General features: G+C 57.1%; 25 protein-coding genes and 1 tRNA gene. 10 read left to right on the forward strand and 16 right to left on the reverse strand.

All coding sequences use genetic code 11. From position 1 onward, the window contains the following. Positions 1-115 precede the first annotated feature (115 nt). Positions 116-415 (forward strand): DUF6477 family protein, encoded by a 300-nt coding sequence (locus ACRZ95_RS03880; RefSeq protein WP_170677809.1) that lies wholly within the window; start codon positions 116-118, stop codon positions 413-415. Here the strand turns inward: ACRZ95_RS03880 and ACRZ95_RS03885 are convergent, their stop codons facing one another. Both ACRZ95_RS03885 and ACRZ95_RS03890 read right to left on the reverse strand, forming a co-directional pair. Continuing rightward, on the reverse strand, positions 416-1,960 hold the full coding sequence (locus ACRZ95_RS03885) for a trimethylamine methyltransferase family protein (RefSeq protein WP_170677807.1): 1,545 nt from the start codon (positions 1,958-1,960) through the stop codon (positions 416-418). It lies immediately after the preceding gene. A 135-nt stretch (positions 1,961-2,095) separates the two neighbouring features. Continuing rightward, a complete protein-coding gene (locus tag ACRZ95_RS03890) occupies positions 2,096-2,794 on the reverse strand; it encodes an MgtC/SapB family protein (RefSeq protein ID WP_170470543.1) in 699 nt (232 codons plus the stop codon). Between the two features lie 170 nt (positions 2,795-2,964). On the opposite strand from ACRZ95_RS03890, the gene guaA reads away from it, so the two are divergent. The 9 genes from guaA to ACRZ95_RS03935 all read left to right on the forward strand — a co-directional run bounded on the left by guaA (position 2,965) and on the right by ACRZ95_RS03935 (position 12,290). Next, entirely contained in the window at positions 2,965-4,524 is a 1,560-nt protein-coding gene (gene guaA / locus ACRZ95_RS03895; protein ID WP_170638849.1) for a glutamine-hydrolyzing GMP synthase, read from the forward strand. A gap of 97 nt (positions 4,525-4,621) precedes the next feature. After that, positions 4,622-5,527 (forward strand): DMT family transporter, encoded by a 906-nt coding sequence (locus ACRZ95_RS03900; protein WP_480554548.1) that lies wholly within the window; start codon positions 4,622-4,624, stop codon positions 5,525-5,527. A gap of 220 nt (positions 5,528-5,747) precedes the next feature. Next, a complete protein-coding gene (locus tag ACRZ95_RS03905; RefSeq protein WP_480554550.1) occupies positions 5,748-6,821 on the forward strand; it encodes an OmpP1/FadL family transporter in 1,074 nt (357 codons plus the stop codon). A gap of 106 nt (positions 6,822-6,927) precedes the next feature. Then, positions 6,928-7,824: a DMT family transporter gene (locus ACRZ95_RS03910; RefSeq protein WP_170677805.1), complete on the forward strand. Its 897-nt coding sequence runs from the start codon at positions 6,928-6,930 to the stop codon at positions 7,822-7,824. 50 nt (positions 7,825-7,874) lie between these two features. Then, complete coding sequence (locus ACRZ95_RS03915; protein ID WP_170677803.1) at positions 7,875-8,747, forward strand: ATPase; 873 nt, start codon at positions 7,875-7,877, stop codon at positions 8,745-8,747. 35 nt (positions 8,748-8,782) lie between these two features. Further along, the gene (gene metA, locus ACRZ95_RS03920) at positions 8,783-9,700 is read left to right on the forward strand and encodes a homoserine O-acetyltransferase MetA (protein WP_170677801.1); all 918 of its coding nucleotides are present in this window, start codon (positions 8,783-8,785) and stop codon (positions 9,698-9,700) included. Further along, positions 9,690-10,643 carry an alpha/beta fold hydrolase gene (locus ACRZ95_RS03925; protein ID WP_170677799.1) on the forward strand — a complete coding sequence of 318 codons (954 nt, stop codon included), beginning with the start codon at positions 9,690-9,692 and terminating at the stop codon, positions 10,641-10,643. Before metA ends, ACRZ95_RS03925 begins: the two co-directional genes overlap by 11 nt. Before the next feature lie 49 nt (positions 10,644-10,692). Further along, a complete protein-coding gene (gene ppk2, locus ACRZ95_RS03930; protein ID WP_170638853.1) occupies positions 10,693-11,562 on the forward strand; it encodes a polyphosphate kinase 2 in 870 nt (289 codons plus the stop codon). A gap of 110 nt (positions 11,563-11,672) precedes the next feature. Next, on the forward strand, positions 11,673-12,290 hold the full coding sequence (locus tag ACRZ95_RS03935) for a TetR/AcrR family transcriptional regulator (RefSeq protein WP_170487400.1): 618 nt from the start codon (positions 11,673-11,675) through the stop codon (positions 12,288-12,290). Positions 12,291-12,293: 3 nt separating this feature from the next. Here the strand turns inward: ACRZ95_RS03935 and ACRZ95_RS03940 are convergent, their stop codons facing one another. The 14 genes from ACRZ95_RS03940 to pyrH all read right to left on the reverse strand — a co-directional run bounded on the left by ACRZ95_RS03940 (position 12,294) and on the right by pyrH (position 26,488). Next, complete coding sequence (locus ACRZ95_RS03940; protein WP_170677797.1) at positions 12,294-13,352, reverse strand: adenylate/guanylate cyclase domain-containing protein; 1,059 nt, start codon at positions 13,350-13,352, stop codon at positions 12,294-12,296. Next, the gene (locus ACRZ95_RS03945; RefSeq protein ID WP_170677795.1) at positions 13,349-13,717 is read right to left on the reverse strand and encodes a group I truncated hemoglobin; all 369 of its coding nucleotides are present in this window, start codon (positions 13,715-13,717) and stop codon (positions 13,349-13,351) included. Before ACRZ95_RS03945 ends, ACRZ95_RS03940 begins: the two co-directional genes overlap by 4 nt. Positions 13,718-13,842: 125 nt before the next feature. Beyond that, positions 13,843-14,682 carry a glycosyltransferase family 25 protein gene (locus ACRZ95_RS03950; RefSeq protein WP_170677793.1) on the reverse strand — a complete coding sequence of 280 codons (840 nt, stop codon included), beginning with the start codon at positions 14,680-14,682 and terminating at the stop codon, positions 13,843-13,845. A gap of 21 nt (positions 14,683-14,703) precedes the next feature. Beyond that, positions 14,704-15,567 (reverse strand): DUF1989 domain-containing protein, encoded by an 864-nt coding sequence (locus ACRZ95_RS03955; RefSeq protein ID WP_170677791.1) that lies wholly within the window; start codon positions 15,565-15,567, stop codon positions 14,704-14,706. A 102-nt stretch (positions 15,568-15,669) separates the two neighbouring features. Next, complete coding sequence (locus ACRZ95_RS03960) at positions 15,670-16,260, reverse strand: YrbL family protein (protein ID WP_170677789.1); 591 nt, start codon at positions 16,258-16,260, stop codon at positions 15,670-15,672. Between the two features lie 137 nt (positions 16,261-16,397). Continuing rightward, a tRNA-Ser gene (locus ACRZ95_RS03965) sits at positions 16,398-16,487 on the reverse strand. Between the two features lie 108 nt (positions 16,488-16,595). Further along, a complete protein-coding gene (locus tag ACRZ95_RS03970; protein ID WP_170677787.1) occupies positions 16,596-19,010 on the reverse strand; it encodes a DUF3772 domain-containing protein in 2,415 nt (804 codons plus the stop codon). Next, positions 19,010-20,044, reverse strand: coding sequence for a cysteine synthase A (locus ACRZ95_RS03975; RefSeq protein ID WP_170677785.1), 1,035 nt, complete (start codon positions 20,042-20,044; stop codon positions 19,010-19,012). Before ACRZ95_RS03975 ends, ACRZ95_RS03970 begins: the two co-directional genes overlap by 1 nt. Before the next feature lie 68 nt (positions 20,045-20,112). Further along, positions 20,113-21,228, reverse strand: coding sequence for an NUDIX domain-containing protein (locus ACRZ95_RS03980; protein ID WP_170677783.1), 1,116 nt, complete (start codon positions 21,226-21,228; stop codon positions 20,113-20,115). Positions 21,229-21,259: 31 nt separating this feature from the next. Continuing rightward, entirely contained in the window at positions 21,260-21,700 is a 441-nt protein-coding gene (locus ACRZ95_RS03985; RefSeq protein ID WP_170469704.1) for a TrgA family protein, read from the reverse strand. A 16-nt stretch (positions 21,701-21,716) separates the two neighbouring features. Further along, the gene (locus tag ACRZ95_RS03990; protein WP_170677782.1) at positions 21,717-22,925 is read right to left on the reverse strand and encodes an SAM-dependent methyltransferase; all 1,209 of its coding nucleotides are present in this window, start codon (positions 22,923-22,925) and stop codon (positions 21,717-21,719) included. A 69-nt stretch (positions 22,926-22,994) separates the two neighbouring features. Next, positions 22,995-24,419, reverse strand: a complete 1,425-nt coding sequence (locus ACRZ95_RS03995; RefSeq protein ID WP_170677781.1) for a cryptochrome/photolyase family protein — start codon at positions 24,417-24,419, stop codon at positions 22,995-22,997. A gap of 48 nt (positions 24,420-24,467) precedes the next feature. Then, a complete protein-coding gene (locus ACRZ95_RS04000; RefSeq protein ID WP_170677780.1) occupies positions 24,468-25,694 on the reverse strand; it encodes an aminotransferase class V-fold PLP-dependent enzyme in 1,227 nt (408 codons plus the stop codon). Positions 25,695-25,744: 50 nt separating this feature from the next. Next, entirely contained in the window at positions 25,745-26,488 is a 744-nt protein-coding gene (gene pyrH / locus ACRZ95_RS04005) for a UMP kinase (RefSeq protein ID WP_170469717.1), read from the reverse strand. Positions 26,489-26,514 lie beyond the last annotated feature (26 nt).

The following is a 26,514-nucleotide window of genomic DNA, read 5'->3' on the forward strand; positions in this document are numbered from 1 at the left end:
TTCAAAAAGATAAACAGTCGTGAAACCAACGTTCGGGGCGACCCGTAAGGGCGCAACACCCGCTTAGGTTGTGTGACAAACAGGGCGTCAATTTTCCGAACAAGAGGCACCTGAAATGCGAGACCTGATGACCATGATCACGACCCTGCGCCGCCCTCGTCTATTGGCGCGCGCTGCAAAATTCGGGGCGCAGGATTACAACCGTGATCGGCATCTTCAGCGCATCCTGGGCTATGGTCGACTGCCGGGGAACGGGGCCGCTCTGATGCGGCTTATGGATATGGAGAGAGAGCAAGATACGCTTCGAAAAGAAGAGGACGCCGCCTATTCTCTGGTCAGGCATCTTGATCTTCTGATTGCGCTTTTGGGTGAGGCGCAGCTGTACCAAGCCAGCCGCGCCACACAGTTCGAGTGATCAGGTAAATGCGTCCGGCATCGAGGCTTTCTTGTCTGCGATATAAGCCTCCAGCGCCTCTTTGGTGGCCGGGTCCATCTGCGGCTGCTGGTAGTTGGCCAGCAGATGCTCGACCCGGGCCGAGGCCAGCTGACGCGTATCGCGTGAACCTTCATCCTGCCAGGTCTCGAACGGTTTGTAGTCCAGCACCTCGGTTTTCCAGAAGGCTTCCTTGAAGTTGGCCTGCGTGTGCTCGCAGCCAAGATAGTGACCGCCCGGTCCCACTTCGCGGATCGCACCCATCGCCTGTGCGTTCTCGTCATAGGCGACACCTTTGGCCAGACCGTGCAGAACACCAAGTTGATCGGCATCCATCACGAACTTCTCAAAGTCTGCAACCAGACCGCCTTCGAGCCAGCCGCACGAGTGCAGCATGAAGTTCACGCCCGACATCAAACCCATGTTCAGAGAGTTCGCGGTCTCATATGCCGCCTGCGCATCAGGCAGTTTCGAGCCACAGAACGACCCCGCAGAGCGGTAGGGCAAGTTGAGGCGGCGGGCCAGCTGACCTGCACCATAGGTGATATGCGCGGCCTCGGGTGTACCAAAGGTCGGCGCGCCCGAGTTCATGTCAATCGAAGTCACGAACGCACCAAAGATCACGGGTGCTCCCGGACGGATGATCTGGCTATAAGCGATACCTGCCAGCACCTCGGCCAGAACCTGCGTCAGCGTCCCTGCAACCGACACCGGCGCCATCGCACCACCGACGATGAAAGGCGAGACGATGCAAGCCTGATTGTTCTTCGCGTAAACCTCTAGCGACCCCATCATCACATCGTCAAAGGTCATCGGCGAGTTGATGTTGGTCAGCGAGGTCATCACGGTGTTGTTCTGAACGAATTCCTTGCCAAACAGAATCTCGCACATCTCAACCGAATCCTGTGCGCGGCTAGGGTCGGTCACGGAACCCATGAAGGGTTTGTCCGACAGTGTCATGTGCGCCATCAGCATATCGAGGTGGCGTTTGTTCACCGGAATATCGGTCGGTTCGCAAACGGTACCACCCGAGTGGTGCAGCCACTTGGACATGTAGGCCAGTTTCACAAACTTGTTGAAATCATCCATGGTCGCATAGCGACGACCACCCTGCGCATCACGCACGAACGGAGGGCCGTAGACAGGCGCCAGAACCATGTTGCGGCCGCCGATCACAACCGATTTCTCGTGGTTGCGGGCGTGCTGAGTGAACTGGCTCGGGGCCGTTTTGATCAGCTGGCGCGCCAGACCACGCGGGATGCGCACGCGTTCGCCATCAACATCCGCACCCGCATTGCGCCAACGCTCCAGCGCGGCGGGATTGTCGACAAAGTTGACGCCAACCTCTTCCAGAATCGTTTCGGCGTTGTGCTCGATGATCTCCAACGCTTCTTCGTTGAGGACCTCAAAGTTCGGAATGTTCCGCTCAATGTACTTTGCGGTGTCGATCCGAACCGCAGTGCGTTCTGCCCGGCGGGCGGCTCCGCCACCACCGCGACCTCGACGACGTGCTGATGCTTCAGCCATTTTTCCTCACCATACTTTGGATGTGTTGATTGGGGTTCTATCTAGCCCGCCAACACTCGCTACTATTGGAAGATAACGGCTATTGGCACATAAAAGCGACATTACGCCGCGACGTGACCCTTTAAAATAACGGTTTCAGGTCTCGTTCGCGTCTTCCCACTCAACACTCAGAATCCCCGGTTCAAGAATAAGTGGCGCTGCGATTTTGTGTTGCACGTTTTCGGGATGATCTTCGGTGGAAACGAGAATTTCCAGTGTTTGCAAACCTTTGTCGTCTGCATCTCCCTTTTGAAACCCGACAATGCGCACCCCGTTTTGCGCCAAAGCCTGCAGCGCCGCGGCACGGACCTCTGCCTGCGCATCTGCCGCGCACTGCACGAGGATGCGGAACTCTTGCGTCAAGGGAACCCCGGCACGTGTCGTTTTTTTCAACCATTTCACCAAAGGCCGCAGCCCCAGATTCACAAAAATGACAAAACCCGTCATCATGATCGCAAAGATCCAGGCACCACTGCCAGCCATCATCCCAACAGCCGCTGAACACCACAAGGTCGCCGCCGTGTTCAAGCCGTGAATGGTGAACCCGTGCCGAAAGATGATGCCAGCACCAAGAAACCCGATCCCCGATACGACCTGCGCGGCCACGCGTGTCGGACTCACCTCATCTGGGTAGAGCGCCGAGAACACCACAAAAGCCGCGGCGCTTAGGGCCACCAGCGCATTTGTGCGCAAACCTGCCATACGTTGGCGCACCTGACGCTCGGACCCGATCAACGCCCCGCAGAACATGGCCAAAGCCAGATTCAAAGCGGCAAGTTCAACAGCTATGGGCAAACGCATCTCTCCTATTCGGGTGTCCGCATGACGCAGACGGAAAAATCGTCATATTTTTGTTACAAAACTTTTACAATAGCCGAAACGCAGTTTCCCTGAAATGCGGGTATCCGCCCTTCAGCAAAGACCTTTCTCTTGCGAATTCGTCACGCTTGGCCTATGGCCCGCACATGAGTGATACATCCCACGACCGCCTTCTGATCATCGACTTCGGCAGCCAGGTAACGCAGCTGATTGCACGCCGTCTGCGCGAGCTGAATGTCTATTGCGAAATCCATCCCTACCAGAACGTCACCATGGAATTTGTGCGCGAAATGGCGCCCAAGGCGGTGATCTTTTCGGGTGGGCCGGACAGTGTCACGCGTGAGGGCTCTCCGCGCGCGCCGCAAGAGATTTTCGACTATGGCGTTCCGATCCTGGGCATCTGTTATGGCCAGCAGGTGATGATGCACCAACTGGGCGGCAAGGTCGAAAGCGGCCATGGCACTGCCGAGTTTGGCCGCGCCTTTGTCACTCCGAAAGGTCAGCTGGATATCCTGAAAGACTGGTTCGCGGATGGTGATGAACAAGTCTGGATGAGCCACGGCGACCATGTCAGCGAAATCGCTCCCGGGTTTGAGGTTTACGGCACCTCCCCCAACGCGCCGTTTGCCATCACGGCAGACAGCAAGCGCCATTTCTACGCTGTGCAGTTCCACCCCGAGGTGCATCACACGCCCAAGGGCGCGAAACTATACAAAAATTTTGTGAAGCTCGCCGGGTTCAGCGGCGACTGGACGATGGGTGCCTATCGCGAACAGATGATCGAGAAGATTCGCGAGCAGGTCGGCGACAAGAAAGTCATCTGTGGCTTGTCCGGCGGCGTCGACAGCTCGGTGGCCGCGATCCTGATCCACGAAGCGATCGGTGATCAACTCACCTGCGTCTTTGTTGACCACGGGCTGCTTCGCAAGAACGAGGCGCAGGAAGTCGTCGGCATGTTCCGCGACAACTACAACATTCAGCTGATCCATGCGGATGAAAGCGATCTGTTCCTGGGCGAGTTGGACGGTCAAAGCGACCCCGAGACCAAGCGCAAGATCATCGGCAAGCTGTTCATCGACGTGTTCCAGAAACACGCCGACACAATCGACGGCGCCGAGTTCCTGGCCCAAGGCACGCTCTACCCTGACGTCATCGAGTCCGTCTCGTTCAGCGGAGGCCCTTCGGTCACGATCAAGTCGCACCACAATGTTGGTGGCCTGCCCGAGAAGATGGGTCTGAAGCTGGTCGAACCCCTGCGTGAGCTGTTCAAAGATGAGGTCCGCGCGCTGGGTCGCGAGCTAGGTCTACCGGACAGCTTCATCGGCCGCCACCCATTCCCCGGACCGGGTCTGGCTATTCGCTGCCCCGGAGAGATTACCCGAGAGAAGCTGGAAATCCTGCGGGAAGCCGATGCAGTCTACATCGACCAGATTCGCAAACACGGGCTCTATGATGAAATCTGGCAGGCCTTTGTAGCGATTCTTCCCGTCCGCACCGTCGGCGTCATGGGCGATGGCCGCACATATGACTACGCCTGCGCGCTGCGTGCCGTGACGTCAGTTGATGGCATGACGGCCGACTATTACCCTTTCAGCCACGAATTCCTGGGCGAAACCGCCACTCGGATCATAAATGAGGTCAAGGGCATCAACCGATGCACCTATGACATCACCTCGAAACCTCCGGGAACGATTGAGTGGGAATGAGAAAAAAGCCGGGTTCTGACCCGGCTTTTTTGTTTCTCCGACACTGAGAAAAGTGATTTAAAGTCAGACATCTAAACCAATCGTTAAGAGGCGCAGCGTGCAGGGCGACAAAACGCAGTTTGGTAAGGCCGCTCTGTGGATGACCGGCGCCATTGCCTCGTTCTCCTCAATGGCCGTCGCTGGTCGAGAACTGAGCCTGCATCACGATACTTTCGAGATCATGATGTATCGCAGTTTTGTCGGCGTGCTCATCGTAGCGCTAGTACTGACGGCGACCCGCAAATGGCATCAGGTCACAACCGAGCGTCTTGGTTTGCACGCCCTTCGCAACACGTTCCATTTCACCGGCCAAAACCTTTGGTTCTACGCCGTCGGAGTGGCCCCTCTGGCGCAGGTTTTCGCGCTTGAATTCACCCAACCGATCTGGGTTATCCTGCTTTCTCCGCTTCTTTTGAAAGAGCGCCTGACCGCGATCCGCATGACATCGGCACTGATCGCGTTTGCTGGCGTCCTGATGGTGACAAGACCCGGAACCTCAAGCCTTTCTCCGGGCATTCTCATGGCTGCTGGAAGCGCGATTTTCTTCGCGTTTACAACAATCACGACGAAACAACTCACCCGCCATGCAAGTATCGGATGTATCGTGTTTTGGCTGACTGTGATGCAGGCGGTTCTGGGCACGATTGCGGCAGGGATAGACCAGCAAATCGCATTGCCAACGCTGCAGACTGCACCCTTTTTGTTGCTGGTTGGTCTGGCCGGTCTTTTGGCGCATTTCTGTATCACAAACGCGCTTGCAATCGCCCCGGCGACCGTGGTGGTGCCGTTCGACTTTGCCCGCCTGCCGACAATCGCGGTTGTCGGTATGCTTCTTTATCATGAACCACTGGATCACTGGACGCTGCTCGGAGCAGCCGTGATCTTTTCAGGTATCTTTCTGAATGTTTGGTCCGAAAATCGTAACAGTTTAGCAACAGTTCGTGCCGACACTCATAAGAAGTAACGCACGGTCACTAGTTGACGATAAAATAGACACCGAGACAGTATCGGGCATTCAAATCGAGCGGGTCGGCATCCGTACACTCACACGATGCCATACAGGCCTTCAAGGGACAGTAAGGGAGGAATACATGAGAAAGGCGCTACTATCAGCGTGCGCGCTTTGCGTGGGGACAACGGCTGGCCACGCTGGCGGCCTGGACCGAAGCGGTCAGGGCATAAACTTGATTTTCGAAGAAGGATCGGTAGTGCAGTTCCGGTTGGGATATACGAAGCCTAGGGTGAGCGGCTCACTACTTGATGCGAACCCCGGCAGCCCAACGCAGGGGCAGGTTATCGACTCTGGAAACGTAGCAAACGACTTCTTCACGCCACATCTCGGCTACAAAACTTCTCTAACCGAGAAGCTCGACTTTGCGATTATGTATGACGAGCCCTTCGGTGCCGATATCGCGTATGGCCCCAACTATCCTCTTTCTATCAACCCAATCCCGGGTGGACGAACAGGCGTACTAGAAGCGAAAGCGGATACCGAAGCAATTACGGCTTTGCTTCGCTACAAGTTTGATGGCGGCTTTAGTGCGATCGGCGGGGTCAGGGCCCAGCGAGTGAGCGCCAGCGTCACGGTCCCGGCCGCCGCAGGCTACGAAGTTAGTACTGATGCAGACGTGGCCTTTGGGTATGTCGTAGGCGTCGCTTGGGAAAAACCGGAAATTGCAGCGAGGGTTGCGCTTACCTACAACTCCAAGATCAGCCACGATTTGTCTCAAACAGAGTCGGTAAATCCAATTCCGGGCGCTGGTATTCCACCTGGAACAGTAGCGACCTTTGATACGGATTCTGAGGTCGAAACGCCACAGTCGATCAATCTGGATTTCCAAACCGGCGTAGCACCCAAAACACTGCTATTCGGCTCGATCAGGTGGGTTGATTGGCCGCAATTGGAGTATGATCCGCCAAACTATCCGCCGACCACTGCACTGGTTAGCTATGGCAATGCCACCTACACTTACACTCTAGGTTTGGGATACCAGTTCTCTGAAGAGTTTTCGGGCGCTGTGACGTTGGGCTATGAAACCGACGAAGGAGAACCGGTGACCAACCTGGGTCCCACAGACGGTTTCTGGAGCATCGGTCTTGGCGGCACCTACTCTCTGGAAAAAGCCAAAATCTCGGCGGGCGTTCGCTACACTGATATTGGTGATGCAACGGCTGACGGTGGGTTTGGTCAAACAGCTGACTTCTCAGGCAATAGCGCTTGGAGTGTCGGCTTCCAGATCACCTACGCTCTGGACTAATCGCCCCCACATAAAAACCAATCAGACCCCGCCGTTTTTGGTGGGGTCTTTTTGTTTCCGCATCTTTCGGGTCGCCGCATGAACTCAAAGCTGCCACAACCTGTTCATGGAACAGCAAAAACACCTATCCCCCCGCGCATGGGCTGAGCTTTCGCTGCTGGGTATCATCTGGGGCGCTTCATTCGTTTCAATTCGGATTGCGCTGGACACGATACCAGTGATGACCTCGGTGCTGCATCGAACATTCTGGGCAATGCTTGCCCTGTGGTTGGTGGTTTGGCTTAGGGGTCTAAGCGTCCCGACCTCACCGCGCCTCTGGTTGGGTTTTCTGGTCATGGGACTGCTCAACAACGTGATTCCGTTCTCGCTGATGGCGTGGGGGCAGTTGTACATTGACACCGGCCTCACGGCGATTTTGAACGCGGCGACGGCTATCTTTGGTGTTCTCGTTGCTGCCCTCTTCTTTTCCGACGAGCGGTTGACACCACCGCGGCTTCTCGGCGCTGGACTGGGCTTTTTTGGCGTCTCAATCGCAATCGGTATCGGCAACCTCACCAGCTTTAGCCTACAAAACACAGCTCAACTTGCCATCCTCGCGGGCACTATCTCCTACGCGTTTGCCGGCGTTTGGGCGCGCAAACACCTAGGCTCCCTGCCCCCTATTGTTGCGGCTGCAGGGATGCTAACCGGCTCGACCCTGTTCATGATCCCTATTGCCCTCATGACAGACGGCATCCCAAGTCTCAGCCTGCCTGCGGTTACATGGGCAGCAATCGCGTATTATTCCCTGATCGCGACGGCAGGTGCATATCTTCTCTACTACCGGGTTCTTGCAATGGCGGGCAGTGGCAATCTGTTACTCGTGACCCTCATCATCCCACCTGTCGCGATCGTTTTGGGGGCCTTGCTGCGCGACGAGGCACTGGATCCGCGCGCCTATATTGGCTTTGCCGTGCTGGCTGCGGGACTATTGATCCTCAACCGAGCCGTCCCTCGCGATTGACGCCGCCGCCTGCCCGATTTAGCAAAGGCAAAAACAAGGGACAGCGCAAGATGATCTACAGCTCGGCAAGAGATTGGCGTGGGGCTGCACGCAAGAAGGTGCTGTTTTTCGGCATGTCGGGGCTGGGCAAGACCTATGTATCCAACATCCTGCGGGACAGCGGTGGCTGGTTTCACTACTCGGTCGACTACCGGATCGGCACCCGCTACATGGGCGAATACATCGCCGATAACGCCAAAGCTGAGGCGATGAAAGTCCCGTTCCTGAGGGATCTTCTGCTGTCGGATTCGATCTATATCGGCTCGAACATCTCGTTCGAGAACCTGACCCCCGTTGCATCCTACCTCGGAAAACCCGGCAATCCGGCGCTTGGGGGTTTGGAGATGTCCGAATACCGCCGCCGACAGGAGCAATTCCGATTGGCCGAAATTCACGCCCTTCTGGACACCGAATATTTCGTGGATCGGGCAGAGCGTCTTTATGGATATCCGCATTTCATCTGCGACACCGGCGGGTCGATTTGCGAGTGGGTCGACCCGGATGATTCAGCGGATCAACTGATGTCCGAGTTGTCAAAACAGGCGCTGATGATCTGGCTGAAGGGTGACGAAGACCACACGGCCGAGCTGGTCCGACGCTTCGACAAGGCCCCTAAGCCGATGTCCTATCAGGCTGAATTCCTGACCCGCGTCTGGACCGAATATCTGGATCAAAACGGCTGCTCCGAGTCTGACGTGGACCCGGACGCGTTCATCCGGTGGACCTACGCTCAGGCGCTTGCCCATCGTCAGCCCCGGTACGAGGCGATGGCGAAAAACTGGGGCGTTACGATAACGGCCAAGGATATCGGAAAGGTGCGCGATGCGGCTGATTTCGATGAGTTGATCGAACGCACCCTTGAGACCGGGCGCGATCACGCCTAACTACCTCCTCTTAACCTATTCAAAAGTCTGACCCGATGCCGATCAAAATCCCATCCGAATTGCCCGCCTTTGACGTCCTGACCCAGGAAGGCGTCATGGTCATGGCCGCGGATCAGGCAATGCGGCAAGACATTCGCCCACTGCGGATCGGGCTGCTGAATCTGATGCCCAAGAAGATCCAGACCGAGAACCAGTTCGCGCGTCTGATCGGGGCCACTCCACTGCAGATTGACCTGTCTCTGATCCGCATGACCGAGCATCGGACCAAGAACACCGCCGCTGCGCATATGGCCGAGTTCTATAAGCCGTTCAAGGACGTGAAGGACCAGAAGTTTGACGGCCTGATCATCACCGGTGCGCCGATCGAGCATCTGGAATTCGTTGATGTCACCTATTGGGAAGAACTCCGCGAGGTGTTTGAGTGGACCCAGACCAACGTCCATTCCACGTTCGGGGTGTGCTGGGGTGGTATGGCGATGATCAACCATTTCCACGGCGTGAAAAAACACATGCTGGACGCCAAGGCCTTTGGCTGTTTCCGGCATCGGAACCTACTCCCATCCTCTCCATTTTTGCGAGGATTCTCGGATGATTGCGTTATTCCCGTCAGTCGCTGGACCGAGATGAAACAGGCTGAGATCGACGCCGCGAACGGTCTCGTCACGTTGCTGGGCAGCGATGAAGCAGGTCCTTGCCTTGTCGAAGATCCGGCGCATCGTGCGCTCTATATCTTCAACCATTTCGAATATGACAGCGATACGTTGAAGCAGGAATATGATCGGGACATCGCCAATGGCACACCGATCAACGTGCCGATGAACTACTATCCGGATGATGATCCGACGAAAGCGCCGCAGAACCGGTGGCGCAGCCATGCGCATCTGCTCTATGGTAACTGGATCAATGAAATATATCAGTCCACACCATTCGATATGAGTGAAATTGGCAGCTAAGATCTGGATACTCCTGACGCTGGGCCTGATCGGCTTCTCAGCGTTTACCTTGTGGCGCGCCGCCCAGAGCGAGGCCCGCGCTGCGGAGGCGTTTCCACCCGAAGGCCAGATACTCGACGTGGATGGAATTGCCGTGCATGCGGTTGTCATGGGGGATGGCCCTGATGTGGTCTTGATCCACGGCTCCAGCGGAAATACCCGCGACATGACCTTCGCCTTGGCCCCGATTCTGGCCAAAGACTACCGCGTGATCGTGTTTGACCGTCCCGGCCTTGGCTATTCGGACAGTTTCAATCCCCAAGGCGAAACCATCCAGGAACAGGCGGATATCCTGCAACGCGCCGCTGCCCAACTTGGCGCAGAGAAACCCATCGTCGCCGGACAGAGTCTAGGAGGGTCAGTGGCGCTTGCTTGGGCAGTGACCCGGCCTGACAATCTCTCGGGCCTCGTGCTGATCGCCCCGGCCGCGATCCCGTGGGAGACGCCGCTGGACAATTTCAACCGATTGGCAGCAACCAACCTAGGAAGCGCGCTTGCCCTGCCCCTCATCACCTCTTATGTGCCGGAGTCTTATGTCGAAACGGCCCTCGACAAAGTGTTTGCTCCGCAAACTGCACCCGAAGGCTATGCCGAGCATTTCGGCCCCGCCCTGACGATGCGCCGCGCCTCAATGCATGCCAACGCAAAACAACGGGTCCGGCTGCTGGAAGAGATTGAGCGTCTGCAGCCCCGATACGGTGAAATCTCTGTGCCTACCGAAATCATTCACGGCACGGCAGATACGACGGTCAAGCTGGATTGGCACTCAACCCGCTTGATCGAACAAATCCCCGGTGCCGAGCTGATCGAGCTGCCGGGCATCGGCCATATGCCTCAGGTCGTCGCAGCCGATGAGGTCGCCGCCGCCATAGACCGCGCCGCACAACGGGCAGGTTTGCGTTAGGCCAGCACCTAATCCATAGTAAGATATGGATTTTATCGCGAGGTAGCTCATGGCCCGGTCAGAAAAAGGTGCAATCGAGAAGTATTACCGCAAGAAAGCGCCCGGTGACGTGCGCAAAATGATCGAAAAGGCTAACAAGGGCGACATCCTGAATCCAAGCTATCCTTACGCCGAAAAAATGAAGACCAAGGACTACGAGCAGCAGATCGAGGCGCTGCAAATCGAACTGGTTAAAATGCAATCCTGGGTCAAAGAAACCGGCCAACGGGTCGCGATCATCTTTGAAGGCAGAGATGCGGCGGGAAAAGGTGGCACCATCAAGCGGTTCCGCGAGAACCTGAACCCACGCGGGGCGCGGAATGTTGCGCTCAGCAAACCCTCGGATTCCGAGCGCAGCCAATGGTATTTCCAACGCTATATCCAGCACTTGCCCTCGGCCGGTGAGATCGTTTTTTTCGACCGCAGCTGGTACAACCGAGGCGTCGTGGAAAACGTCTTTGGGTTCTGTAATCAGGAGGAGCGCGAACGGTTCTTCCGTCAGGTGTTACCGCTGGAAACCGGGTTCGTGAACGACGGGATAAGCCTGTTCAAATTCTGGCTGAACGTCGGCCGTGCTGAACAGCTGAACCGCTTCTTGGCGCGTGAAACGGATCCGCTGAAACAGTGGAAACTCAGCCCGATTGATATCGCCGGTTTGGAAAAATGGGATGAATATACTCAGTCGATTTCTGAAACTCTGACCCGATCACATTCGGAAAACTGTCCTTGGACCATCGTGCGGTCTGACGACAAGAAACGCGCGCGCCTTGCAGCGATCCGAACGGTGCTGCTGGCTTTGGATTACGATGAAAAAGACGAAAAAGCCATCGGCGAGAATGATCCGAATATCTGCGGCGGGCCGGATGTTTGGGAGTCCTGACATAAAAAAGGTCTGGGCAAGAATTGATTGCTTGGACGTTGGACCATTCGCTGAAATTGGACTATCTCTTGGCACCCGAACACGTGAAAAACCAATAACCTGAGGCCGGAATGACGAAGCGCGGGTATCACCACGGAAACCTGAAGCAAGCCCTAATTGAGGCCGCGCTGTCGTTGATCGAAGAAAAAGGCCCCACCGGTTTCACCCTGTCCGAGGCCGCCAAGACCGCCGGGGTCACTCCTGCTGCCGTCTACCGGCACTATCACGGGCGTGAGGACCTGATTGCCGAAGCCGCCCGGCAAGGGTTCGAGATGTTCGCCGACCTGATGCAATATGCCTATGACGAGGGCCAGCCATCCGCTCTGGCCGCGTTTGAGGCCACCGGGCGCGCCTATCTGGCCTTTGCCCGCAAGCATCCCGGCCACTACATCGCCATGTTCGAAAGTGGGATTTCCCCGAACCGCACGCCCGAGCTGTCGTTAGCGTCAAACCGGGCCAAAACGGTTCTGGAGAAGGCCGCTGCGGACCTGTCTCAACATATCCCACCTGAAAAGCGGCCTCCCGCGTCCATGTTCTCGGCCCATATCTGGGCGATGAGTCACGGTGTGGTCGAACTCTATGCGCGCAACGCGACAGGTGCGACCTCCCCCTTTTCGCCCGAGGACCTTCTGGAAAGCGGGATTGGGATTTACCTGCGCGGGCTGGGTCTGGTGCCGCAGGACGACTGACCCTCAGAACAATCGGCTTCCTTGATTGGCACTGAGGCCCGATGAGACGTTGATCAGGTCCATCTCTCCCATCCCCTTGATCTCGACCCGCCCCAGATCTGAGACCTGAAACTCATCGATCAACGCGTATTTCATCGCCTCTGGCGCCACGATATTCATCGGGTTTGCAAAGACTTGTAGGCGAGCAGCGATGTTTACCGCTGGGCCAAACACGTCATAGACATATTTCTGAATGCCCACGACCGACCCAACAGCAGGCCCCATACCTAGACCGATCCGGGCCTGCCATTTATGCGGATGGCTTTCGTTTCGACGTTCCAAATACCGCAAGAAGCGCACCGCGCAATGGGCAACAGCGGTGGCATGGTCGGGCGTCGCATCCGGCATGCCAGAGACGGCCAGATAGGCGTCCCCTATCGTTTTGATCCGCTCGCAACCGTATTGCTCGACGATCCGGTCGAAGGCCGTGAAGATATCATTCAACTCGCTCAACGTGACCGTCGGGTCGGTTTTGGCAGCAAAATCCGTGAACCCGACGAAATCCAACATCACCACCGAGACTTGATCGAACAACTGAGGGGTCACGACGCCAAAAGTCTTGAACTCTTCATACACCGCGCGGGGCATCACGTTCAGCAAGAGGCGTTCAACCCTCTCCTTCTCGCGCTCCAATTCACGCGTGTTGCGCTCGACCATGGTAGAGTAGCTGTCGATCATGCTCTCAAGCTCGCGAATGCGCGTGATGTTCTGGCATTCCACGATCAGCACCTGTTCCGACAACCCACTGGCCAGTGAGACAGTGACTGCAAAGATCAGAGTCCGGCGCTTGGGTTTGATCTGAAGCTCGACCGAATACCGGAGGCCGGATTGCTTGACGTCTTCCAGCTCTCTCGCATCGAGGTCCGGCAGAATATCTAACAGAGACTGCTTTTTCTCGGGCTTGCCAAACCATTCGGCGAAGGGGCTGTTATGAAAGACGAATTTCAGATCCGACGCCCGCACAACGGCAACACCAACGCCGATGGCACGCAGCAGCTGTTCGTTGATGGCAAGGATGCTCATGCCGCGTCACGGCTGACGATGATCGAGCGTTTGCCTTCAATCGCGCCAAGGGCCGTTTTGATATCGCGCTCGGACATGCCATGCATCTCAAGCGCTTCGCCGAATAGCTCCGCCATGACATCAAAATGGTCATGAGAAATGCCAAGGTGGCGATGCACAGCCTCGATCCTATCGTCGCTGAACGCAGCAGGACCACCGACCAGGGAAGAGACGAACTTGGTCTGATGGTCAATCAGGCGCGGCATGTCGATATCTTCGAAGAAATGCCCGATGTCGTCGGACTCCAGCGCTATTTCGTAGAAACTCATCACCACACGGCTGATGGTTTTGAAGCCGCCGTATTTCTCGTAAAGCGTTTGTGACACCCCAACACCCAGTCAATAACTAGAAATAACGCCACAACCTTATATCAAATTGGTATTTTTGTTAATGCTTTTGAAAACTTGAGTTCTTCAGCCTCGGTTTTCCACCAGGGTGCTCGAAACAGGCTTCAGACAAGAAGGTCTGTATCAGTTGGAATGAACCCAACAAACCCACCCTGGTCGAGCAATTTTTTTTGCCCTCCAAAGCGCCAACCAAGCTTGCGTTTTGCCGCGAATAGCTCGCGCCGAGCCCGGAACCAGAACGGGCCTTTGTCCAAGCCGGTATTGGTGGATTGATCCCCTTCCCGCTCGCTGGTCTTGACCTGTTTAAGATCCTGCTGCTGCTTCGACCAGATCATCTGCACACCCACAGCCGGGAACACCTGATACATCCGCCAATCTGGCCGGGGGATCGATACGAAATCGTCCAGATGGTCCGAGTACTGCTGAGACCAAGCCAGCAGTTTGCGACACCCCTCCTGCGACAGAACATAGGCCGCAGCACTTGGGGCCATTTCCAGCATTGGGCGAACTGTAACTCTGCCTATCTCTTCCTCTGCTCCAAAACGCAGGCTGCGCGGCGAGTAGTCCAACTTTGCGAAATCGAACCTGTCCGCGTTCTCGACGAGGCTGTCGATCACCTGCCCCAGTCGGGACGACATCTCGACATCATCCTCGAAAATTGCGGCCGCCTTCAGATTTTGATCCACTGCTTGCTGCCAGACGGTGCGATGGCTTTCAAAACAGGCGATCTCGCTTTGCTTCAAACCCCAGCGAGAACCAACGCCCGGCACATACCCATTCCCCTCCAGAGCATCCGCCTGACGTGCGTCAACCGCGCTGAAGCGGATCGGTTCGATCACGCCAGCTTTTGCGAACTGCGCCTCCATAAACGCGCGGCGTTCGGGAACCCGGTCAAGGTTTATGTAGAACACAGCCGTCTCCAGCTGCTCATCCGCTTGCGTCACGCGCTTTCCTTTCGCTGTCTTCTATACGCCATGCGTCCGGTCATAGGCCGAGACACTGGGCTGCACATGCGACTGCCGCGCGGCTTCACCCGGATCGAAGACCTCGATCAGCAACGGATAGCACGCAGCGGTGTCCGAGGAATGCTCTGAGGAACAATCCCCACCAGGACAGGCTGAGAGGCCGACGATCAGGTCGATCTCGGCATGGAATTCAAGATAGTCACCTGGACGCACCGGGCTGGCCTTCATGAAGTACTGGCCGGTATCGCGCGTGAAACCGGTACACATGAAGACATTCAGAACGTCATGCACATAGGTCTCCGCCTCATGCAGAGGCAGATCGCAATGCTGCGCCAAGGCCCGGGTCAGGTTCGAATGACAGCAATAGTGGTAGTCATCCCCCGACAGCAACCGACCGGTATACGGGTCGCAGCGGGTGCCGATCACGTCATGAACGGAGCCCCCAAAAGCGTCAAAGCCGTACCAGTCCAGCGTATCAGCCGTGATCGTCGCCATGGGCCGCATATTTGGGAAGGTCGACCACATGCGGTCTCCGGTCGAAAGATGCGTACCGTGTAGGGCGCGGGTTTTACCGGAGTAGAACCGTTCGGTCAGATTGTGTTTGTTCCACAGGTTCAGATCGCCAACCTGCGCGCCTTCGACGGATGTGATGCGGAAAAAAGCACCAGCTGGCACGTCGATACAGGCGGCATCGCGCGGTGCGGCGGTGACCTCGGCAGTTTTCTCGGATGTGTCCCGCAAGCGGGTCAGCCCATCTAGATCAGGGCTGGGCAGAGTTTCAGGTGGATAACAGATGACAGGGCGGATAGCCTTGCGACCTTCAGCATCAGTTGGGGCCGGGAAATTTGGGGTTGAGAGTTTCACTTAGCACCTCCGCCAATTTGGGCTGTCTTGCACCTAACATCGCCAGACATAAAGCAAATACAGGACAGCGGCCAATGCTCAAATAGGTCCATTCTGACGTAACTAACCCGCCATGCGCGCACGCCGCCGCGCCATGGATTTGCGAAACGCCCAATCGCTGAACAGTGTCAGAGGCAACAGGACCCTCTCACCCAGCCCGTCAATGACGACGAGTTTGCCACCGCGCTCTTGCGCGCGCACGATGTTTCCTATCCCCATGTCACCGACGATGATGCGTCCGCGCTCCAGATCATCCAGCAACTCCAGCAAGTCGGCCCGCAGCTTCTGAAGCACATCGGGATCTCCATTCGCAGCCATCATCTCTGCATGCAGGGACGGGGCGAGATCCCCATCCGGGCCGGTCATCTTTTCCACAACGATTGCAGGCCCCCGCGAAGTTGGTGCATAGCCCATGAATTTCGCCAGACGCTCAATCTCGGGGCAGCCGCGATGCAGCGCGGCAAGGTATTCGTTCGCTTCGCGGTTCCACTGTCGCAAATTGCCATAACGCCATTCCGCATAACGCGGGATAAGGTGGTTTCGCTTCGGCTCATCCACGCGGACTTTCAACAGGGCGCCATCCATTTCTGGATGCTGGAAGATTTCATAATTCTGGCTTGTACGCAGAGGCACCCGCCCCGTCAGGTCAATCATGTTCGTCCGTCTGTCCTGTGCAGAAAATTCGCGTCGAACGGCACTATATGGCTGTCATGGAACTGATACAATGCAACCAGATCTCGCCACACAAAACGCTCATATCTAGGTGCGACATACACTGATCAGGGGGATTGTGGCGGAGAGACAGGGATTCGAACCCTGGAGACGGTTTCCCGCCTACACACTTTCCAGGCGTGCGCCTTCGACCACTCGGCCACCTCTCCGTGAGCGCGATATGTGACGCAATGCAAAAGGATTTGCAAGGCCCCAATTCCGTGAATTCACGCCCGTTTGCACATTAGTTTGCGGACCATTCCCAACGCGAGCAATGGTCAGACTTCGTCCCCAGCATCGCCGTCCAGATCTCCCTCGGTCATGGCTGCGGGTTCGGTGCTGGGTGCTCGTTGCTCCGGGGCTGGCGCGGTTGGGTCTTGTGCTTCAACGCGCAAGGCTTCGGGGTTACGAAGCCAAACGTCGCGTTGTGCAAACGGGATCTCGATACCCTCTTCCACGAACCGGCGATTGATTTCGTGGTTCATATCGGATTTTACCGACAGAACCCAATTCACGTCGCGCAGAATACCCCGGATTTCAAAGTCCAGCGAATCCGCACCGAACCCCTGAAACACCACACTAGGGGCTGGGTTTGCCAAGACCATGGGATGAGAATTCGCAATCTCGCCCAGAATGGTCTCGACCTTGCGCGTGTCAGTTCCGTAGGCCACGCCCACAGGCACGATCACCCGGCCAATCGTATTGCCACGCGTATAGTTGGTGACCACGCCGCTGATCAGATCCGAGTTCGGAACGATGACATCCGTCCGGTCAAAAGTCTCAATCCGCGTGGATCGGACCGAGATATCGCGGACATAGCCCATCATCCCGTTCACATCGATCCAATCCCCTTTCGAGATCGGCCGCTCAACCAGCAGGATGATCCCCGAAACGAAGTTCGAAACGATGGTCTGAAGGCCAAAACCAATACCAACAGACAAGGCACCGGCGACAATCGCGAGCGATGAGAGATCAAAGCCGGCGACCGTGATTGCAACCAGCGAGGCGAGGAAAATACCGACGTAGCCAGTGCCCGAAACGATCGCATTCTGCCCACCCGGATCGATGCTCGTCTTGGGCAGCAGCGAATTGCGCAAGCCCCCCTGCAACAACCTCGTCAAGCCATATCCGATGGCAAACACGGCAACAAAAGTCAGGAAATTGGACGGAGAGATCGTAACCCCGCCCAAGCTGAACCCTTGCAGGATCTGCGACCAGATCTCGCTAAGATCCGCTTCGCGCGCGCCCCAGAAAAGGGCCAGGATAGGGATCGAAACCAAGGCCAAGAAGAAACCCACCAGAACCGCGAACAGAGAATCACGGGCGTTGTCCCCCTGTCCCGTAAACCAGCCGTAAAGCGAGCTGATAAAGCGCTGCACGATCACAAGAATGGCGATCAGGATCAGCGTATTGACTGCAGGAAACACAATCGCTTCGGCCGCGTTGGTGTAGCCCAACAAGGCCAGAACAGGCGCGCTGACACCAAGCAAAAGCACGATGCGCCGGACAACCTCGACAACCTGCGAAAATCCACTGGCACGTGGGATCTCGCCGCCCTCGGTCGCTGGATCTGATTGTCTGATCTGACGAATGCGCAGCAGAAGAAGTGAGGTGACGACAATGACCGGAAAGATCACAACAGCGCGGGTGGACTCCGCTATGTTCTCAATCCTCTCGAACAGGCCAACCATGTCGTGCAGGATCAGCATCACTGCCAGAATATCGACATAGATACGTATTTCGGTGATCTGCCCCGCCGAGAATCTTCGGAAATTCTGTGCCGCGGCCATCAGGTAGACCTGCCGTCCGACCCAGTCGAAAACAAGCACGATTGCCGCCCAATACGGCACCTGCTGCAGCAAAAGCGTACCGCGCAGACCAAGTACTCCGGTCAGGTCAATCGCAGCTGTCAGAGCCACCACGCCAATCCAGGGAAGGATGATGCGTAGAAGGGAAATCACAAAGGTCCACGCGCCGGTTCCGCGCCCACCGAAACGACGCAGATAGTCGCCTCCGCGTTCAGACCAACGGCGTCCGTAAACCAGTAAGATGACGGCTAGTGCCACCAAGGCCAGTATCGCAGGTGCCTGATTCTGAACGCGTTCTTTAGTTACGTCGGATGTCAGACTGGCCGTCGTCTCGTTGAACAGTCCGAACAGAGCCTCGCGGATATCGGACCACGCGGCGGGCCATGTCGACAGGTTCAGCGGCGATGGACCGCGTTCCAGAAACTGCTTTCTCTGACGTTCTCGCAGGATACGGTCAATTTCGCTGATCAGACCGTTGGCGCGGCTAAAGGCCTCCTCAGAGATAATCCGCGGCACCCGCAAGGCGTTGAGCTGTTCGTCCAGATGCTCGCGAAGTTGCGCGATATCCTCCGGCTCCGTGACCCCTTCTTCAGGTTTAGGACCCAGCGCATTTACCTGGCTTTCCAGTGTCTGGATGCGGTCGGCATTGGCATTGCGGGCCGTATTGAACGTATTGCGATAGCCGTCGATCTCGGTACGCAACTGCTCCATCGCGGCGTCCGACGCCCTGTCGGCTTCAACAACGCTTTCGGCACGGTCCGCAGTGCTAAGCCAGCCTTTGTAGAACTCGCTTTGCCGGTCGGTCAGCTGGGCCGAGGCCGCCCCCGCCAATCCGACAAAGATCAGCGCAGCGAGTGTCAGAAACAGGCGGACCTGTCGCAGCATCAGACGTCCTCGAATACGCCCGGTATCTTGCGCGGGGCGTCTGTCATCCAATCCGGTACCGGCAGTTCTTTTTCGCGCAGGAACTCGGGATTGAACAGTTTGGACTGATAGCGTGTGCCATAGTCACACAGGATGGTCACAATCGTATGCCCCGGCCCAAGGTCCTTGGCCAAACGCACCGCACCAGCCATGTTGATCGCGGTCGAACCACCCATGACCAGACCTTCTTCACGAAGCAGGTCAAAGATGTACGGCAGGGCTTCGTTGTCGGTCGCCTGATAGGTGTAGTCCGGCTTGAACCCTTCGAGGTTCTTGGTGATCCGCACCTGTCCGATACCTTCTGCGATCGAGCCGCCCTCCATCGCGATTTCGCCAGTTGTGTAATAGGAATACAGCCCCGCGCCCATCGGGTCGACCAGGCCTATCTTCACGCCTTTTGGCTGCAGCGCATCGGCCACGCCCGCCAGCGTTCCGCCAGAGCCGACCGCGCAGACAAAGCCATCGACCTTGCCGTCGGTCTGTTCCCAGATCTCGGGGCCGGTGGTTTCCACATGGGCCTGACGGTTGGCAACATTGTCGAACTGGTTTGCCCAGATCGCGCCATTGGGTTCAGTTTGCGCCAGTTCATCGGCCAGACGGCGGGAGTAGTGAACGAAGTTGTTGGGGTTGCGATACGGTGCCGCCGGAACCTGAACCAATTGCGCGCCTGCAAGACGCAGCATGTCTTTCTTCTCTTCTGACTGGGTTTCCGGGATAACGATCACCGTCTTGAACCCCATCGATGCACCGACCAGAGCCAGCCCGATGCCTGTATTGCCTGCGGTGCCTTCCACTATGGTGCCACCGGGCTTCAACTCACCCCGCGCAACTGCGTCGCGGATGATGTAGAGAGCAGCACGGTCCTTGACCGACTGGCCGGGGTTCATAAATTCCGCCTTGCCGAGGATCTCGCACCCGGTTTCTTCACTGATGCGCTTCAACCGGATCAGCGGCGTTTTTCCGACTGCGTCGGCAAGATCTCGTGCAATGCGCATGGCACCCTCATTTCATTACGTAACACTGCAGATTTACAGCCGCTCTGCGCCAACCACAAGCGCGATAGTCACCCACGCAGGCGGTCGCGGTGACGCGCCAGCCAATGGGCCAGAGTCAACAGCGGTAAGTCTTTGAATTCACCGCGATCCACCATGGCAATAAACATGTCAAATGGTAGAACACGAGAGCGTATATCCTCACCTTCGGTGGTCAGCCCTGCGGTTATTGCGGGATCTGTCAAATCACCAAGCCCGACATAGAGATAGACGTACTCGGTCGACGACCCGCTGGAGGAATAACCTCCTCCTGCGCTATGCAGAGCATCGAAAGCGATGCCTGCCTCCTCCATTCCTTCACGATGTGCGGCCTGCTCTGGCGTTTCACCAGGGTCGATCATGCCTGCAACCGGCTCCCACATCCAAGGTTCGGGATCATCGATCAGATAGACTGGGGCGCGGAACTGCTCGACAAGTAATACGGTGTCTCGCACCGGATCATAGGGGAGAACGATTACCGCGCTGCCTTGCAACAGCGCGCTTCGGTTCAGCGTCGGCCCCATGGCTCCATCGTATTGACGGTGTTGCAGGTCGATCTCTTCCATCGCGAAGTAGTTGACATAGGCCCGATGATGGCGATGCACGATCACGTCCTTGGACACATCGCGCGCATCCCCCGTTTGCCGCTGCCGTGCGAAGAGTTTTGCCCGGGCCCGCGTCTGAATCGCCTGCATGCTGCGCGCCATATCCGAAGGCGCAACCCGCTCGAAATAGCTCATTTCCTCCTCGGCGGCGAGCGCGGTGACGTCACCAAGGCGTTCAACCCACGCGGCCAGAGACCAAGGCCCATCCGGCACCCAGGCCGTAGGTTCGGGAAAAAACACCTGAGCCTGCGCTTGGGTTCCATCCTCTAGAGTCACAGTCAACGGCCTGAGATCATAGTCGAACCCGCCCTCATAGAAGGCCAGCCGATCGAGATCCGCTTGCGTCAGGCCTTGCACAAACAATCCCACACCCTGCTCACCGCTTGAGGGTTGAATCATTGGGAAGTCCTGCCCCTGAACCGCAGAAACGATGTGGTCTGGCAGAATGGCAGGTTTCAGCGACAACTCAGACGACGAGCGCCCGAGAACCGCCTCCAACAGCGGCACATGCCGCAGGGTTCCATAGAAGAACAAATCGGACACGAGAGGCTAGACTTTCGCTAAGTGTTCACATTCAACGCCAGCGACGGCTTGCTATTTCAGTCAGCAAGCCGGTGGCAACGGCCCCAACACCCAAGGTGATCAGGATTTCCGGCGCGAGCAACTGTTCACCGAATTCGACGCCAATCTTGAAGATGGCAATCAGCGCCTCGAAAGGGCCGTCATAGCGGTGGCGCATGGCCAGTCGGAACATTTCATAGGTGCCCTGAACGAAAAGGCCCCAAAACACCAGTGAGGCCACGCCGGTCAGGCCGTTGTTGATTCCGGCCGTCCAGCCCCGGCCAGCGCGCTTGCCCATGATTTTCCAACCGCAAATCCAACCCAAGGCGATATTGACCACGGTAAAATACCCGTAGTCCTTCCCCTCTTCTCCGTTTGCGATAACCATGCTGGACACGATGAACGCCAACACCACAAGACAAGCGGCGGCGACAAGGCGACTGGCGGTGGGCATGTATGAATTCCGTTCGTTAACTAGGCTTTGCTATGGTGATCTGTGTCACATCGCAATTGCCCGTGTCAAAGGCTGCGCCGCAGGCCGTCAAATAATAATTCCACATGCGGCGGAAACGCTCATCAAATCCCATTTCCGAGATCTGGTCCCACTTGTCGTTGAACGTATCAAACCAACGACGCAGGGTCAGGTCATAGCTCTTGCCGAACTCCTTCGAGCGCACGACATTCAGCCCCGCCTGATCAATCTGCTGTCGCAAGATCGTAGGCGATGGCAGCATTCCCCCCGGAAAGATGTATTTCTGAATGAAATCAACGCCGTTCTTGTAGTAGTCCCAGCGATGATCGCCCACGGTGATGATCTGCAAGGTGGCTTGTGCACCCGGCTTCAACCGATCCCGCACAGTATCGAAATAGACCGGCCAGTATTTCTGACCCACGGCCTCAAACATCTCGATCGAGGCAATGCCGTCATATTGCCCTTGTTCGTCGCGATAGTCTTGCAACTTCAGATCAACCAGATCCGATATACCAGCCTTCTCAATGCGTTCCTGAGCGAACTTCAACTGCTCTTGGCTGATCGTCAGGCCCGTTACGCGCAGGCCACGCTCTTTCGCGGCATATTCGGCGAAGCCGCCCCAGCCACAGCCGATCTCAAGCACATGATCGCCTGGTTTGACGCCCATCTCATCGACCATGCTGGCGTATTTGGCGGTCTGCGCCTTCTCGAGGCTCTCCTGCCCTGTCTCGAAAATGGCGCTGGAATAAGTCATCGTATCGTCAAGCCAGAGTGCATAAAAATCGTTCCCCAGATCGTAGTGATACGAGATATTCTTCTTGGCCTGTTTGCGATTGTTCCGATGCAACCAAAACCTCAGACGCTCATAGGCCTGCACGAGAAACTTGCCAGTGAACCCATCGTAGGCCGTTTCACTGCCCATATGGACCAAATCCATAAAGGCGCGCAAATCGGGCGTGCTCCAATGGCCTTCCAGATAAGCGTCGGAAAAGCCAAGCTCACCTTCCCGGATCAAGCGGGCAAACACGTCGGGATCGTGAATTTCGACCTCGGCAACCGGTCCTGGCTTTGAGCCCTCAACACGGAAGGTCCGTCCGTCAGACAAAGTAATATCCAAGCGCCCGGCCTCCATTTTGCTCAGCATCTTGAAAACCTGCGCGAAATATCTGGGCAGACCTTTTTGGCCTTCGGTCGTTGTCAAGATCATCCGCTCTCCCCTCTGCGGTGGTTGCTGCAGGCTAGGACGCAATTGTGTTTGTGGCAAGTTTTCAGTTCCTTACTGGTTTTTTCGGCGTTCATACGCGGCCAGCGCGCGGGCGCGCCCTGTTGGCAGATCGACCACCGGAGGTGGGTAATCCGCCTTGGGGTTCAAACCCCAAGAACGGGGTGTGGCTTCAAAGTAGGACAACGCCGTCTCAGACGGGTTTGGCCTGCCCTCGGCAATCCACTGTTTTAAGTAGGCACCCTTGGGGTCGAATTTTTCCTGCTGTGTAACGGGATTGAAAATGCGGAAGAATGGAGACGCATCCGGGCCGGACCCCGCGACCCATTGCCAGCCCATCGCATTGCAGGCCGGGTCCCAGTCGATCAGGCAATCCTCGAACCACTCCATACCGATTTTCCAATGGGTCATCAGATGCTTGGTCAGATAACTTGCCACGATCATCCGGGCACGATTGTGCATCCGCCCGGTCACATACATCTGCCGCAGACCCGCATCCACAACCGGGATGCCGGTTCTGGCTTGCAGCCAAGCTTGCACCTCGGGCGCATCTCGGGCCTCGTTCCACGGAAAAGCGTCCCATTCTGGCTTCCAGTTGCCCGACACCAGCTGAGGCGTGTGGTACATAAGATGATAGGCGAACTCGCGCCAGATAAGCTGTCGCAGAAATGAACCAGTGCCTTGGGTCCCTTCGAAAGCCGCGCGTTGCACGCGATGCCAAGCGGTACGCGGACCGATTTCACCCAATGAGAGGTATTCGGACAGGTTCGATGTCCCGTCCAAATCCAGCCTATCACGGTCAGCGCCGTAATTCGCGATCCGGTTCAGGAACACCTCCAGCTGATCAAGCGCTGCTTGTTCGCCGGGTTGCACATAATGTCTTACGACCGCCGCCCCTCGGTTCATCGCCGCGCCAAAGTGCCAAGTCGCCAGATCGTCAGAGGCAGGCCAGTGCTCGGGGGCGGTCAACCGGGTCGGGGCTGCCTCGGGCGGAGGGACCTCGCGCCCCTGCACAGCGCGCCACATCGGGGTGAAGACGCGAAACGGCTGACCGGCCTTGGTCGCAACAGTCCAGGGTTCGAACAGAAGGTGACCGGCAAAGGATTTGGCCTCGATCCCCTTCCCTTTCAGCGCCGATTTGATCTTTGTGTCCCGCGCAATTGAGGCGGGATCGTAGGCGCGCGACCAATACACGTCCGTCGCGCCGGTTTCCGCGATAAGCCGCTGCAACCGTGCCAACGCATCGCCCCGTCGCAAGATTAGACGGCTGCCAATGTCGTTCAGTGCGCGGCTAAAGACCTCAAGCCCCAGCCCAAGCCGCCATTTCGGGGCCGCGCCAAGGGTTTGCACCAGATCATCGCACAGAAAAACCGGCACCACAGGGCGACCGGTCGCGGCCGCCGCGGCAAGCGCCGGATGATCGCTTAGCCGCAGGTCACGCCTGAACCACAAAATGATCGGAGGTTGCCCATCTTCCATATTCGCCCCGCAGTTTTCTTTCCACTACGGAGCATATCGAAAACTGGATCACAAAACCCGGTCAAGTGCATTCAATAACTGATCAATTTCCTGTTGGGACGTGTAATGCGTAAAGCTGACCCGCAAAACGCCTTGATCCGGATCGACCCCCATCGCCTGCAAGGCACGTACAGCATAGAAGTCACCACCGCCGGCCATCACGCCATGCTCCGCCAGTTCAGCCGCCACAGCTTCGGCCGGTCGCCTCAAAGCCAAGGCGACGGTGGGCGCGCGTCGAGTGGCATCAGACGGGCCAAGCAGTCGCACCGCGTTTCGGCTTTTGACAGCATCAAGCACCGGTTGCAGCAGCGCAACCTCGTGATTGCGCATCAGGTCATGGGCGAAAGCGCCTTGCGCCGCGGCACCCTCAGTTGGGCCGCCATGGTGGGTGCTGAGCAGCGAGATGTAATCCGCCATTCCCGCGCTGGCAGCGATTTGCGCATGGTCCGGCCCTGCCGGGGTGAACCGTTTGTACAGAGTATCGCCATTGAAATAATGCGCCTGATTGGGCAGCAACTCACCCAGAGCACGCCGGATGACCATGCAACCCTGATGTGGGCCGTAGGTCTTGTAGGCCGAGAAAAGATAGATATCCGGCCCCAGATCACCCACATTCGGAAACCCGTGCGGCGCGTAGGATACGCCGTCCACGCACACAAAAGCGCCAGCAGCATGGGCAATGGCGGTGATCTCGGTCACCGGGTTGATCTCACCCACCACGTTCGAGCAATGCGGGAAGCAGACCAGCCGAGTTTTTTCATCCAGCAGGTTTTCCAGATCCTGCGGGTTCAGAGATCCCGTTTCGGGATCAATCTTCCACTCGCGCACTTCGATCCCGGCCTCGACAAGGCGTCTCCACGGGCCGGAATTGGCCTCATGATCCTGATTGGTGACAATGATCGCTTCGCCGGGGCTCATCCATTGACGGAAAGCCTGCGCAAGAACATAGGTGTTCTGGGTGGTCGAGGGACCAAAACTCAGTTCGTCAGTCTCAACCCCCAGAATAGCGGCCATCCGGGCGCGGGCTTCATCCATCTCGGCACCCGCAAGACGGCTGGCCTCGTAGGGCGCGTATGGCTGCACCTTTCGCTGAGTGTAAAACCGCGTCAGCCGGTCGATCACTGGCTGGCAGGAGTAGGAGCCACCTGCGTTCTCGAAAAAGGCCTGACCCTGAAGGCTGGGTTCGGCAAAGGCCGGGAACTGAGCCCGAACGAAATCAATATCCAACGCTGTCATGGCCAAGCCTTTCGATGAGTAGAGTGAACGGTAATTGCTGAGCGCGCGCCTCAGCCTTCAACCTTGGTATAGGTCCCCTCACCGGCTAGAATGCCCCGGAAGCCGCCCGGCTCATCCAGACCGAACACGATCAGCGGCAGGTTGTTGTCACGCGCCAGCGCAATGGCCGAAGCATCCATGACCCGCAGCCGTTTGGCCAGTACGTCGTCGTAAGAAACCGTGTCGTACCTCTTTGCATCGGCATGTTCTTTCGGGTCCTTGTCATACACCCCGTCCACGCCGTTTTTGCCCATGAAGATCGCCTGACAGGCCATCTCATTCGCGCGCAGGGTCGCGGCCGTATCAGTGGTAAAATACGGGTTGCCCGTACCAGCGGCAAAGATACAAACCCGTTTCTTTTCAAGGTGGCGCACGGCGCGGCGGCGGATATACGGCTCGCAGACCTCATCCATACGGATGGCCGAGATCACGCGGGTAAATACCCCGATCTCTTCCAACGCCGACTGCATCCCGAGCGCGTTCATCACGGTCGCCAGCATCCCCATATAGTCGGCCGTGGTCCGCTCCATCCCCTGGGCCGAGCCGCTGAGGCCGCGGAAGATATTGCCGCCCCCAATCACCATGCAAATCTCGACGCCCAGATCATGGACCGATTTCACCTCCTGCGCGATGCGCTGGACGGTCGGCGGATGCAGGCCGAATCCCTGATCACCCATCAACGCCTCGCCGGAAATCTTCAGCATCACGCGATCATACTTGGGCTTTTGGGTGTTGGGGGACGAGGTTAGGCTCATATTGCGCTCCGGGCTGGCACGGGTTT

Source organism: Ruegeria sp. AI3 (assembly GCF_056541245.1).